Genomic DNA, 12098 nt, shown 5'->3' with positions numbered 1-12098 from the left:
CAATCCGCCAGCTCAGATCCAGTCGGAAACGAGAACCGGGCGACCGCGGCAGAACGTGGCCCGGATCTCGGCGCGGCCGTCACCGGACGGCGGAGAAACGAACAGGATATCCGCACGTTGGCCGGCGGCGATTTCGCCTCTGTCATCAAGGCCGGCGGCGCGGGCAGGATTGCGCGAAATCAGGTTCCAGGCATCGGCGAAATCGGCATCGCCTGCCGCCGCCAGGATGAACGGCGCTTGCGGCAGTGACGGATAGTAATAGTCGGAGACCAGCGCCGTGCAGCGTCCGGCACGCACTTCGTCCGCCGCCCGGATCCCGCCATCCTTCATGTGACTGCCTCCACGCAGCACATTCGGCGCGCCGAAGATCGCGGTATTGCCGAGCTTCCGGCTCTCCTCCGCCGCGTCGAGGGTCAGTGGAAATTCCGCGATCCCGCAGCCAAGGGCGTTGAAATGCCGCCGCTCGTCCGGCGTCCGGTCGTCGTGGGAGGCCATCGGAATGCCGTTGGCGAGTGCGGTCTCGGCCAGACGGCTCACGGTCGGCTGCACCTCCTCGCTCCGCGCCGCAAGCCCGCGCACGAGCGCAAGGAAGTCCGGTTCGGAGAGCCCGGTCCGGCCGGTATAGGTGCCGAGCGGTTCGCCCCTTTCGACCTTGCGAAGGATCGGTGCCATGTGCTCGTTGAAGGCCAGCAGATCGACCCGGCCGTTCCGCATCCAGTCCACCACTTCGTCGGCGACATCGAGATTGTAGAGCTCGTAGCGGAGATGAAAGCGCGAATCGGCGAGGAGGCGCGACCGGGCCTCGTCCAGCCCGTCGATGATCTCGATCACCGTGTCCCGCCCGCGCAGGCCCGGCTCCCACGAGTAAGTGACGGCGTGATAGGCGGTGGTGATGCCGTTCGAGATCAGCTGCCGGTCGGTATCGGCGAAGGCGACCTCGGTCGGGAAATGCACGCCGGGACGCGGCATGAGCTGACGCTCGAAGGCGTCCCCGTGCAGGTCGACGATCCCCGGAAGCACGAGGAGACCGGCCGCATCCACGACGCGGTCACGCGGCGCGGCATCGACCCCGACCGCGGCGACCCGGTCCTCTTCGATCCTGATGCTGGTCTCGACAAGACCTTCTCCCGGGACAAGCACGCGTCCCCCCTGAATCAACGCCCCCAACGCACTTCTCCGATCCGGTGAGCCATGTCATAAGGCGAATATACACAGTCGGCCTGACAGTGAGATGAACCTTTCGGAGTCCTTTGCATCATGACCAGCAGCACACCGAATTTTCCGGCTCCCGCACCGTCAACGGATCCCGACAGCCCGCGCTACGCGATCTATTTCGCGCCGGACGCGGACACCGTGCTGCACCGCTTCGGCTCGAGCTGGCTCGGACGCGACGCGATCAGCGGCGAGGAACTGGAGCAGCCGGCGCTCGACGGGTTCGATGCAGAGAGTCAGAAAGCCCTGACGGCGACCGCCCGCGGGTACGGCTTTCACGCAACGCTGAAACCGCCGTTCCATCTGAAGGCCGGCCGGACAGCCGACGATCTGATGGACCAGGCGGCGCGATTTGCAGCCGGTCGCGCTTCATTCGAAGTCAATCTCGTCGCCCGCGATCTCTCCGGCTTCCTCGCCCTGATGCAGAAGGAGAGCAAGGCGGCGATGCGCGAGCTCGCCGCCGACGGCGTCCGTGACTTCGATTCCCTGCGCGCGCTGCCGAGCGACGCGGAACTGGAGAAGCGCCGGGCCGCCGGACTCTCGAGCCAGCAGGAACTGATGCTGCAACGCTGGGGCTATCCCTACGTGATGAACGAATTCCGTTTCCACATGACGCTGTCGAAGCGGATCCGGGACGACGAGGAACGCGAGGCGCTGTTGCGCGAGATCCTGAAGCACGGCGCGGACGCGCTCGCGACGCCAGTCAGGATCGACGCCGTCTCCGTGTTTCATCAGGAGAACAGGTCGAAGCCGTTCCTGCGCCTCGGGCATTTCCCGTTCGGAGGCTGACGTCTCCCGGCTTCCCGCCGGGTCCTACCCCGCCAGAACGTCCTTCAGCGCGGCGAGAAAGGCATCCGTATCCTCGGGGCTGCCGACGGTCACGCGGATATAGTTCTCGTATCCGGGATGCATCAGGCGGCCGATCATGACGCCCTGCTGCGTGAGCGCCGAGACGATGTCCGCCGCCGGCCGGTCCATCTTCGCGGTGACGAAGTTGGCCACCGTCGGAAAGGGTTCCGCGCCGAGTTCGGTCAGACCCGCGACGAGACGCTCCCGCTCGATCCGGGTCTTTTCCAGCAGCATCTCGCGATGTGCCGTATCCTGCCAGGCTGCGAGCGCGCCCGCCTGGGCGACCGCGTTCACGTTGAAGACACTGCGGACTTTCTGGAACGCCTTCGCAATCTCGTCGGACCCGGCGAGCACATAACCGACTCGGATTCCGGCCAGTCCGTAAGCCTTCGAGAAGGTCCTGAACACGGCCCATGGCCCTTTGCGGGTTTCCATCACCTTCAGATGGTCCTCGCCGCCGGCATGGATGCCGAACTCGTAATAAGCCTCGTCCAGAACCAGCAATGCCGTGTCAGGCACGCCTGCCGCCAGCCGCGCGACCTCCGCCGAGCTGAGGATGGCGCCGGTCGGATTGTTCGGTGAGGCGGCGAAGACGATGCGGGTCTTCGGCGTACAGGCCGCGATCAGCCCGTCCACGTCGTTGCTGCCGTCGGTCTTGACCGGGACGGTCACGACGGTTCCGCCGTTCAGCACCGCGGCGTTGTTGTAGCTCGGGAAGGATGGCATCGGCACCACCACCTCGTCCCCCGGCGAGACCGCGAGACGGCCTGCGGAGACGATCGCCTCGTCGCTACCGTTGCCCATGACGATGCGGTGCTGCGGGATCCCCGTCGCCTCCGAGATCGCGGCGGTCAGGGCGCGCCATTGCGGGTCCGGATAGCGGTTCACCCGCGCGCAGGCGTCCTGCATCGCCGCGATCGCTTTCGGCGAGGGCTGGATCGGCGACTCGTTGAGGTTCATCCGCCGGATCGGCCCTTTGCCGGCGTCCGCCTCGATCGGCGGGCGGCCCGGGTCAGGGAGCGCACGCAGCGCGGGCTTCGGGATCGTGGGCTCAGCGGAGAATTCGGCCATAGGACTGTTCCAGGGAAGAGAGATCAGCGGGAAAAACGCATGATCGTATGGTCAATCAGGAAGTCCGTACAGGCGCAAATCAGGAATGGCCTCTGTCCTTCGAGGCAGCTTTCTTCAGCAGCTCCGTCGCCTTCGCAAGGCAATCGAGCGTCTGTTCGGAGAGATGGTGCTCCAGCCCCTCGGCATCCGCCTCGGCGATATCCGCCGGCACGCCGATCAGGTGCAGGAACTCAAGCACGAGATGGTGCCGCTGGCGTGCATGCTCGGCGACGGTACGGCCCTTGTCTGTCAGGAAGATCGCGCGGTAGGGCTTGCTCTCGACAAGCCCTTCCTTCTGCAGGCGCTGGATGGTGTTGTTCACCGTCGGCCGGCTGACCCCGAGCAAGTCCGCGAGATCGACCAGCCGGGCCTCGCCATTGGTCTCGATCAGGTCGGCGATCAGTTCCACATAATCCTCGGCGATCTCGACGCTATGGTCCCGCCGGATACGCTCGAACAAAGCCGCGCGCTTGGTGGAATCGCCCAGATCGATGACCGGCATGTCCCTGTCTTCCGCCATTTTCGTGCTGCGGCCGCGTGTCAATTCCCGATCCTTTGCCAGTTCCTTTGCCGGACAGAAAATTAGTATAAGCTAAATTTCTATTGACGCGCTAACAAATTAATCCATATCTGATTTAAGTTCACATCCCGGCACGATCCGTGAGCGGGACATCGCAACTGGTGCCGGCTACCCAAGGGGAAGCAATGAAATCCGCAAAGCGGACGGTGTTACTGTTCATGCTCGCTGTCGGTCTGACGCTCGGCGTTGCGGCAGTGCACACGGCCTTCGCCGCTGGCAAGATGAAGGTCGTGACGACCTTCACCGTCCTTGCCGACATCGCGGCGAACGTCGCGGGCGAGGCTGCCGAAGTGGTCTCGATTACCAAACCCGGTGCGGAAATCCACGGCTACCAGCCGACCCCGCAGGACATCGTCCGCGCGAGCGACGCCGATCTCATTCTCTGGAACGGGCTCAATCTCGAGCTCTGGTTCGAACAGTTCCTCTCGCATCTCGGCCCCATCCCCTCGGTCACCTTGTCCGACGGCATTACACCGATCCCGATCAAATCCGGGTCCTACGAGGGCAAACCCAATCCGCATGCCTGGATGGGCCTCGACAACGCGCTGATCTATATCGACAACATCGCCGCCGCCTTCGCGAAACAGGATCCGTCGAACGCGACGATCTATGAAGCGAACGCCGCCGCGTACAAGGAGAAGCTTCGCGGCACGATCGACCCCTTGCGCCGCCGCATCGCCGGGATCCCCGAAGCCTCGCGCTGGCTCGTGACCTGCGAAGGTGCCTTCAGCTATCTCGCGCGCGATTTCGGCCTGAAGGAACTCTATCTCTGGCCGATGAACGCCGATCAGGTCGGGACGCCGCAACAGGTCCGCAAGGTGATCGACGGTGTGCGCGGTAACAGCATTCCGGTCGTGTTCTGCGAAAGTACCGTCAATACCGCGCCGGCCAAGCAGGTGGCGCGGGAAACCGGCGCCAAATATGGAGGGGAGCTTTATGTCGACTCGCTTAGCACAGCCGACGGGCCGGTTCCGTCCTATCTCGATCTTCTGACCGTCACATCCCGCACCGTCGCAGACGGTCTCGCGGCCCCGACGAACTGAGGCCCGGCATGCTCGCGCGCAACGATCCGACGAAAGACACGAGTGCGGAGAAAGACACCGCCGGCGGCATTTCAGCCCATCATGTCACAGTCACCTATCGCAACGGCCACACCGCGCTCTTCGACGCCAGCTTCGAGATCCCGCGCGGCACCGTGACCGCTCTGGTCGGCGTCAACGGCGCGGGCAAGTCGACCCTCTTCAAGGCGATCATGGGCTTCGTGCCGACCGCCGAGGGCGAGATCCGGCTGCTCGGGCGCAGCGTGAAGCAGGCGCTGCGCGAGAACCTCGTCGCCTATGTGCCGCAATCCGAGGATGTCGACTGGGCCTTCCCGGTGCTGGTCGAGGATGTCGTCATGATGGGGCGTTACGGCCATATGGGTTTTCTGCGCCGCCCCTCGGCCGGGGACCGCGCGGCGGTCGACAAGGCACTCGACCGGGTCAATATGCAGGCCTACCGCCACCGCCAGATCGGCGAGCTTTCCGGCGGCCAGCGTAAGCGCGTGTTCCTCGCCCGGGCGCTGGCGCAGGACGGACAGGTGATCCTGCTTGACGAACCCTTCACCGGTGTCGATGTGAAGACCGAGGACCAGATCGTGGCCCTCCTGCGCGAACTTCGCGAGGAAGGGAGGGTGATGCTGGTCTCGACGCACAATCTCGGCTCGGTGCCGGAATTCTGCGACCGCACGATCCTGGTCAAGGGCACGGTGCTCGCCTACGGCCCGACCGAGACGACCTTCACCCGGGAGAATCTGGAGCGCGCCTTCGGCGGCGTATTGCGCCATTTCACTCTCGGCGGGAACGATCTGCACGAGGATGGAGACACTCGCGAAGTCACCATCTTCACCGACGACGAGCGCCCCCTGGTGCAGTACGGCGAGCGCACGCACACGATCCGCAGCGAGGACGCGCAGTGATCGCCTTGCTGCTGGAGCCCTTCTCGTACGGCTACATGACCAACGCCATGTGGGTCTCGGCGCTGGTTGGCGGGGTTTGCGCCTTTCTCTCGGCCTACCTGATGCTGAAAGGCTGGTCGCTGATCGGCGACGCGCTCTCCCACTCCGTCGTGCCCGGGGTCGCCGGCGCCTACATGCTCGGCCTGCCCTTCGCGCTCGGCGCCTTCATCGCCGGCGGACTCGCTGCGGGCGCGATGCTGTTTCTCTCCGAACGTTCGGGCCTGAAGATCGACACCATCATCGGCCTGATCTTCACCTCCTTCTTCGGGCTCGGCCTCTTCATCGTTTCGGTCAGTCCGGTCTCCGTCAGCATCCAGACCATCACCATGGGCAACATCCTCGCCATCACACCGGAGGATACGCTGCAGCTCGTCCTGATCGGGGCGATCTCCCTCGCCGTGCTGACGGCGAAATGGAAGGATCTGATGGTCACCTTCTTCGACGAGAGCCACGCCCGGTCCATCGGTCTGCGCCCGGAAATCCTGAAGGCCGTCTTCTTCGTCCTGCTCTCCGCCTCCGTCGTGGCGGCGATGCAGACCGTCGGCGCCTTCCTCGTCATCGCCATGGTCGTGACGCCGGGGGCGACGGCTTATCTGCTCTGCGACCGCTTCCCGCGCCTGATCCTGACCTCCATCGCCATCGGCACGCTGACCAGTTTCGTCGGCGCCTATGCGAGCTATTTCCTCGACGGCGCGACGGGCGGGATCATCGTCACGCTGCAGACCCTGATTTTCCTGACAACCTTCGTCTTCGCGCCAAAGCACGGGCTGATGGCCTCACGCCGGAAGGCCGCCGACACGCTTCAGCGCAGCCGGAAGCTCAGGCGGGCCGCATGACCGAGTTCGAAACCCTGCTGATGCCGTTCCGCTTCGGCTTCATGCTGAACGCCTTTGCCATCTCGCTCATCGTGGCGGTGCCGACGGCGCTGCTCTCCTGCTACCTTGTGCTCAAGGGCTGGGCCCTGATGGGCGATGCCGTCAGCCATGCCGTGCTGCCTGGGATCGTGCTGGCCTATATCCTCGGCCTGCCGCTGATCCTCGGCGCTTTCGCAGCCGGGATGACCTGCGCGCTCGCGACCGGCTATCTGTCGCACAACAGCCGGGTGAAGCAGGACACGGTGATGGGCGTGGTGTTTTCCGGGATGTTCGGGATCGGCATCGTGCTCTTCGTCTCGATCGAGACCAACGCCCATCTCGACCATATCCTGTTCGGAAATATGCTCGGCGTCGGCGCGGAAGATCTCTGGACCGCCGGACTGATCTCCCTCGGAGTCTCCGCCGCGATCCTGCTCAAGTGGAAGGACTTGCTGCTACACAGCTTCGATCCGGCGCAGGCCCGGACCTCCGGCCTTCCCGTGGCCTGGCTGCATTACGGATTGTTGGCCGCACTGTCCCTCACCATCGTCGCGACCCTGTCGGCGACCGGCCTGATTCTCGCCATCGGCCTGCTGATCTCGCCCGGCGCCATCGCTTTTCTGCTGGTCCGCCGTTTCGGGACGATGCTGCTGGTCGCGGTCGCGGTCTGCATCTCCTCGATGCTGCTCGGCACCTATCTCAGCTTCTTCCTCGACAGCGCGCCGGCGCCGACCATCATCCTGATCCTGACGGCGATGTTCGTGGTGGCGTTCCTTCGCCGCATGGCGCTGACGCGTCGAGCCTCGCAGCTGAAAACCCGGTCAGCGTCCGGCACGTAGCATCCGACCCGGCGCACAAACAAAAAGGACGCGGCCGAACCGCGTCCCTCGATCTGTATTTATTTCGGATCGCTCAGTCGAGCCAGTCGGCGATCACGTAAGGCGCGCGCGTGCTCGGTACTTCCGGATGATGGTGCTGGTACACCTTCACGGCGGAGTTGAAGCAGATCTCGTCGCGCTGGCCGAGCATCTTCATCTTCGTATAGGTGTTTACGACCGCCCTGTAGCAGGTGTCGGTCGGCCCACAGCCGAATTTATCGTCGCAAGAACTCATGATCGGTTCCCACACCATCATCGTCCGATTGTTCCGGCAGGATATGAATCCGCCCCCGGAACGCAAGGAAAATCGTTGCGGTTTCAACAATTTAGAACAATTCTAAGAATCAAACCGGACCCGAAAATATGTTAAAGGGTCCTAAAATGGTCTTATTTCAATGCATTATTGTGCATCGACCAGCCGGGCCCGCTGTCCCTCCACGACCTGTTCCATGATGCCTTGCATATCGTACTCAAGGCGCCAGTTCGGAAAATGGCCCTCGAACTTGGAGATGTCGCCGATCCACCAGATGTGATCGCCGACGCGATTCTCCTCCGAATAGGACCAGTTGAACGATTTCCCGGTGATCTCCTCGGCCATCCGGATAGCTTCGAGCATCGAGCAGTTGGCATGACGGCCGCCGCCGATGTTGTAGACCTCCCCCGGGCGCGGCGCCTGGAAGAAGTGCCAGAAGGCGTTCACCAAGTCGTGGGAATGGATATTGTCGCGCACCTGCTTGCCCTTGTAGCCGAACACCGTATAGGCCTTGCCGGTCAGCGCGCACTTGGCGAGATAGGCGAGGAAGCCATGCAGCTCCGCGCCGGAATGACCGGGGCCGGTCAGGCAGCCGCCGCGGAAGACGCCGGTCTTCAAGCCGAAATAGCGGCCATATTCCTGTACCAGCACGTCCGCCGCGACCTTTGACGCGCCGAAAAGAGAATGCAGCGTGCCGTCGATGCTCATGCTCTCGTCGATCCCCTTCGCGAAGAAAGCGTGGCTCCGGTCGATCTCCCAGCGGGTCTCCAGTTCGACCAGCGGCAGCCGGTTCGGCGTGTCGCCATAGACCTTGTTGGTGCTGGTGAAAATGAACGCCGCCTCCGGGCAATGCCGGCGGGTCAGCTCCAGAAGATTGAGCGTACCGTTGGCATTCACCGTGAAATCGGTGATCGGCTCCCGCGCCGCCCAGTCGTGCGACGGCTGCGCCGCCGTGTGCAGCACCAGGGCGATTTCGTCGCCACATTGATCGAAGACCGGCTCCAGCGCCGCAATCTCGCGGATGTCGGCAGCGACATGACGATAGCGGTTGCCGAGCGCGCTTTCGAGCTGCGCCCGGCTCCAGCCGGTACTGGCCTCGCCGCCGAAAAAATAGGCCCGCATGTCATTGTCGATACCGACAACATCGAGCCCCTTCTCTGCCAGAAACCGGACGGCCTCGGCGCCGATCAGACCGGCTGAGCCGGTAACGAGTGCAATTGCCATATCTCACCGTGCGGCCCGCTACACGCGGACTGTCATTTTTGTTTCAGAGCTTTCGCCGAAGCGTTCAGTGCCAGCAGCATGGAACTGTGGCGGTTGGCCAGCGACTTTGCGGATTGCAATACGCCAAGTTCCGCGAAATTTCCATCCGGGACGGGGCCGTCTTTCTTCAGCATCGCCTCCATCTGATCCCGCGCTCGCAGCACCTCCTCGACCGTACAGCCGACGATGGCGCGGGCGACGATGGACGCCGCAGCCGAGCCAAGCGCACAGGCGTCGACCTTGTGCGCGTAATCCTCGATCCTGCCGTCCTCAACTTTCAGATAAACCGAGATCTCGCTGCCGCAGGCGCGGCTCACGGCCTCGCCTTTGTGGGTCGCGTCCTCAAGTTTGCCGAGCCGCGGAATGTCTGCGGCGTAAGCGAGGATCTTGTCCTGATAGATGGCGTCGATGCCGCTCACGATGGCGGTCTCACGCGGCCGCGGCGGCTTGCGCCTCGGCCTTGATCTTGTTCAGCATGGCCCCGAGACCGTTCTTGCGCGTCGGGCTCAGATGCTCCTCGAGACCGATCTCGCGGATGAAATCCGGCTCCGTCGCCAGGATCTCCTCGGCCGTCCGGTTGCTGTAGATGCGCAGGATGACGGCGATCAGGCCGGAGACGATGGCGGCGTCGCTGATCGCACGGAAGACCAGCCGGTCGCCATGCCGGTCGCCGACCAGCCAGACCTGGCTCTGGCAGCCCTTCAGCTTGAACTCGTCGCGCTTGAACTCCTCGGGAAGCTCCGGAAGCTTGCGCCCGAGATCGATCAGGTATTGGTAGCGGTCCATCCAGTCGTCGAAGAAGGCGAACTCGGAGATCAGCTCTTCCTGTTCCTCGGCGATGGAGCGGTCCGGCGCCGGAATGTCGGTTTCAGCAACCATGTCTTACCCTGTGAAAAGCGACGGTTCTGACTTGGCGCGGTCGCGCCGCCTTGTCAATGAGGCTGGACGGCCTACTTGCCCGCGAAGACCCGCGGAAAGTCCTGCTCCGCCCGGTCGAGATCCTGATGCTGGCCGATATCGCGCCAGTATTCCCGGATCGGGAACGCGCTGACGGCTTCGCCTGCCTCGATCATGCGGGCGAAAAGATCCGGCATGTCGAGGAAACGGCTGGGCGCGATCCGGTCGAGCACTTTCGGCTCCAGGACATAGATCCCGGCGCTGATAAAGAAATTATGGGTCGGCTTCTCGCGGATTGTGACCAGCCGGTCGCCCTCGACCTCCACCACGCCGTACGGAATGTCGAAACCCTTCTCGAACACCGCCATGGTCGCCGCCGCGCCCGTCTGTTTGTGGAAATCGAGCATGTGGCGGAAATTGATCGAGGTGAGGATGTCACCATTCATGACGAAGAACGCCGCCGCGGGCCGCTCCGCCATGAGAGAAAGCGACCCCGCCGTGCCCAGCGGCTCTTCCTCGCGAAGATAGGATATCTCGGCTCCGAAGCGATAACCGTTGCCGAAATGCTCCTCGATCGCCTCGGCGCGGTAATTGACGGAGAAATCAAAACGGTAGAAACCCTGATCAATGAAGGACTGGACCAGGGTCTCGAGCAGAGGCCGGCCGCCGACGGACAGCATCGGCTTCGGCACGGTCTCGGTCAGCGGGCGCAGCCGCGTGCCGAGTCCGCCAGCCATCAGGACCACCCGGTTCTCAAGCCGCTCGGCGGCGACAAAAGTATCGACAGTCCGGAGCGCGACAATCCGGCGGTTTTCGTCGACGATCGGAACCTGGTGAATGACCTCGCGGCGCATCAGCGCCTGGATCTCCTCGTCCGGCGCCTCCGCCGAAGCGAGTTTCGGCTTCCGGTTCATGATCCGGTCGACCGGGTCGTCCAGCGTCACGCCCGCCAGCAGCCCGCGCCGCACGTCTCCGTCCGTGACAACACCGAGCACCCGCCGCTCCGCATCCACGACGATGGCGAGCTGCGAGGAACCCGCATCGATTTTCGTCAGGGCTTCACGGATCAGGGCGTCCGGGCCAAGCAGTATGGAATCCAGAATCGTCATCGGTTTCCGTCATTGGCTAGAGGCCGCGCAGCATAGGGAAAGCGGCCCCGAAGACAAATCGAAATCGCTCAGGCCCCACTCCCGTCCGGCGCAAGCCCGAACGTCCGAAGCAACCGGTCCGCGGCGGCACTCGCGGTCAGCCGCGCGCCGGCGACTTCTCCCTCGAGTTCCGCGACCAGTGCCCGGACGGCCTCATTCTCCTCGAATCGCGCCATCAGGCGTTCGCGCACGATAGCCCACATCCAGCGGACCTGTTGGTCCTGTCTCTTTTTCTCGAACTCCCCGCTCTCGCTGAGTGCCTCGCGGTGGCGGGCGATTTCGCCGAGAATATCGGCAAGCCCATCTCCGGAAAGGGCGCTGCAGGTCGAGACCGGCGGGCGCCAGTTCGGGCTCGCCGGCGTCATGATCTCGAGTGCACGGCGGTACTCCGCGGCGGCGCGGCGGGCGCGGGTTCTGTTGTCGCCGTCCGCCTTGTTGACGGCGATCATGTCGGCGATCTCCAGAACGCCCTTCTTGATGCCCTGCAGCTCGTCACCGGCGCCCGGGAGCATCAGGACGAGGAAGAAATCCACCATCTCGGCGACCACGGTCTCGGACTGGCCGACACCCACCGTCTCGACGATCACGTGGTCAAAGCCGGCGGCCTCGCAGATCACCATGGTCTCGCGCGTCGCCCGCGCAACACCGCCGAGCGTGCCGGCCGACGGGCTCGGGCGGATATAGGCGTCGGGATCGCGGCCGAGTTCCTGCATCCGCGTCTTGTCGCCGAGGATCGAGCCGCCGGTCCGGTTGCTGGACGGATCCACCGCCAGCACCGCGACCTTATGGCCGGAGCCGGTTAGCATCTTGCCGAACGCCTCGATGAAGGTGCTCTTGCCGACCCCGGGCACGCCGGTGATACCGATCCGCCTGGCCTTGCCGGAGAAAGGCAGCAGCGCGTTCAGCACCTCCTGCGCTTGGCGTCGGTGCGCCGGATTGCGGCTCTCGATCAGGGTAATGGCGCGCGCGAGAACGGCGAGGTCGCCGGAGCGAACCCCGGCGACATAGTCGTCGACGCTCATCTGGCGCCGCTTTGGCGCGGCAACCGGTTCTGCCAT

14 protein-coding genes are annotated in these 12098 nt (G+C 64.1%); 5 read left to right on the top strand and 9 right to left on the bottom strand.

What is annotated here, in order from left to right; genetic code table 11:
- Positions 1–12: 12 nt before the first annotated feature.
- Positions 13–1158: an alpha-D-ribose 1-methylphosphonate 5-triphosphate diphosphatase gene (locus tag IG122_RS22435; RefSeq protein ID WP_226893871.1), complete on the bottom strand. Its 1146-nt coding sequence runs from the start codon at positions 1156–1158 to the stop codon at positions 13–15.
- Between the two features lie 99 nt (positions 1159–1257).
- Here IG122_RS22435 and IG122_RS22430 point away from each other — a divergent pair, with 99 nt between their 5' ends.
- On the top strand, positions 1258–2001 hold the full coding sequence (locus IG122_RS22430; protein WP_193188802.1) for a DUF1045 domain-containing protein: 744 nt from the start codon (positions 1258–1260) through the stop codon (positions 1999–2001).
- Positions 2002–2025: 24 nt separating this feature from the next.
- Here IG122_RS22430 and hisC read toward each other — a convergent pair whose 3' ends face one another.
- Together hisC and mntR are read right to left on the bottom strand one after the other, a co-directional pair.
- Entirely contained in the window at positions 2026–3132 is a 1107-nt protein-coding gene (hisC, locus tag IG122_RS22425; protein WP_193188801.1) for a histidinol-phosphate transaminase, read from the bottom strand.
- A gap of 79 nt (positions 3133–3211) precedes the next feature.
- Complete coding sequence (mntR, locus tag IG122_RS22420; protein WP_193188800.1) at positions 3212–3691, bottom strand: manganese-binding transcriptional regulator MntR; 480 nt, start codon at positions 3689–3691, stop codon at positions 3212–3214.
- Between the two features lie 185 nt (positions 3692–3876).
- Between mntR and IG122_RS22415 the strand changes: the two genes are divergently transcribed.
- Genes IG122_RS22415 through IG122_RS22400 form a run of 4 tightly spaced genes read left to right on the top strand, consistent with a single transcriptional unit; the run spans position 3877 to position 7440 of the window.
- Complete coding sequence (locus IG122_RS22415; protein WP_319024953.1) at positions 3877–4794, top strand: metal ABC transporter substrate-binding protein; 918 nt, start codon at positions 3877–3879, stop codon at positions 4792–4794.
- Between the two features lie 8 nt (positions 4795–4802).
- On the top strand, positions 4803–5708 hold the full coding sequence (locus IG122_RS22410; RefSeq protein ID WP_193188799.1) for a manganese/iron ABC transporter ATP-binding protein: 906 nt from the start codon (positions 4803–4805) through the stop codon (positions 5706–5708).
- Complete coding sequence (locus IG122_RS22405; RefSeq protein WP_319024952.1) at positions 5705–6583, top strand: metal ABC transporter permease; 879 nt, start codon at positions 5705–5707, stop codon at positions 6581–6583. Before IG122_RS22410 ends, IG122_RS22405 begins: the two co-directional genes overlap by 4 nt.
- Positions 6580–7440 carry a metal ABC transporter permease gene (locus tag IG122_RS22400; protein WP_193188798.1) on the top strand — a complete coding sequence of 287 codons (861 nt, stop codon included), beginning with the start codon at positions 6580–6582 and terminating at the stop codon, positions 7438–7440. Before IG122_RS22405 ends, IG122_RS22400 begins: the two co-directional genes overlap by 4 nt.
- 73 nt (positions 7441–7513) lie before the next feature.
- On the opposite strand, the gene IG122_RS22395 is transcribed toward IG122_RS22400, so the two are convergent.
- The 6 genes from IG122_RS22395 to meaB form a co-directional block, all read right to left on the bottom strand.
- Positions 7514–7714: a hypothetical protein gene (locus tag IG122_RS22395; protein ID WP_193188797.1), complete on the bottom strand. Its 201-nt coding sequence runs from the start codon at positions 7712–7714 to the stop codon at positions 7514–7516.
- A 165-nt stretch (positions 7715–7879) separates the two neighbouring features.
- Positions 7880–8956 (bottom strand): NAD-dependent epimerase/dehydratase family protein, encoded by a 1077-nt coding sequence (locus tag IG122_RS22390; protein WP_193188796.1) that lies wholly within the window; start codon positions 8954–8956, stop codon positions 7880–7882.
- A gap of 32 nt (positions 8957–8988) precedes the next feature.
- Positions 8989–9414 (bottom strand): iron-sulfur cluster assembly scaffold protein, encoded by a 426-nt coding sequence (locus IG122_RS22385; RefSeq protein ID WP_193188795.1) that lies wholly within the window; start codon positions 9412–9414, stop codon positions 8989–8991.
- Positions 9415–9424: 10 nt separating this feature from the next.
- A complete protein-coding gene (locus IG122_RS22380; RefSeq protein ID WP_193188794.1) occupies positions 9425–9874 on the bottom strand; it encodes a SufE family protein in 450 nt (149 codons plus the stop codon).
- A 71-nt stretch (positions 9875–9945) separates the two neighbouring features.
- The gene (locus IG122_RS22375; protein WP_193188793.1) at positions 9946–11001 is read right to left on the bottom strand and encodes a nucleotidyltransferase family protein; all 1056 of its coding nucleotides are present in this window, start codon (positions 10999–11001) and stop codon (positions 9946–9948) included.
- A 68-nt stretch (positions 11002–11069) separates the two neighbouring features.
- Positions 11070–12098 (bottom strand): methylmalonyl Co-A mutase-associated GTPase MeaB, encoded by a 1029-nt coding sequence (gene meaB / locus IG122_RS22370; RefSeq protein ID WP_226893856.1) that lies wholly within the window; start codon positions 12096–12098, stop codon positions 11070–11072.

This window comes from Nisaea sediminum, assembly GCF_014904705.1.
GTDB classification, from domain to species: domain Bacteria; phylum Pseudomonadota; class Alphaproteobacteria; order Thalassobaculales; family Thalassobaculaceae; genus Nisaea; species Nisaea sediminum.
This window is presented reverse-complemented; position numbering and strand designations above follow the sequence as displayed.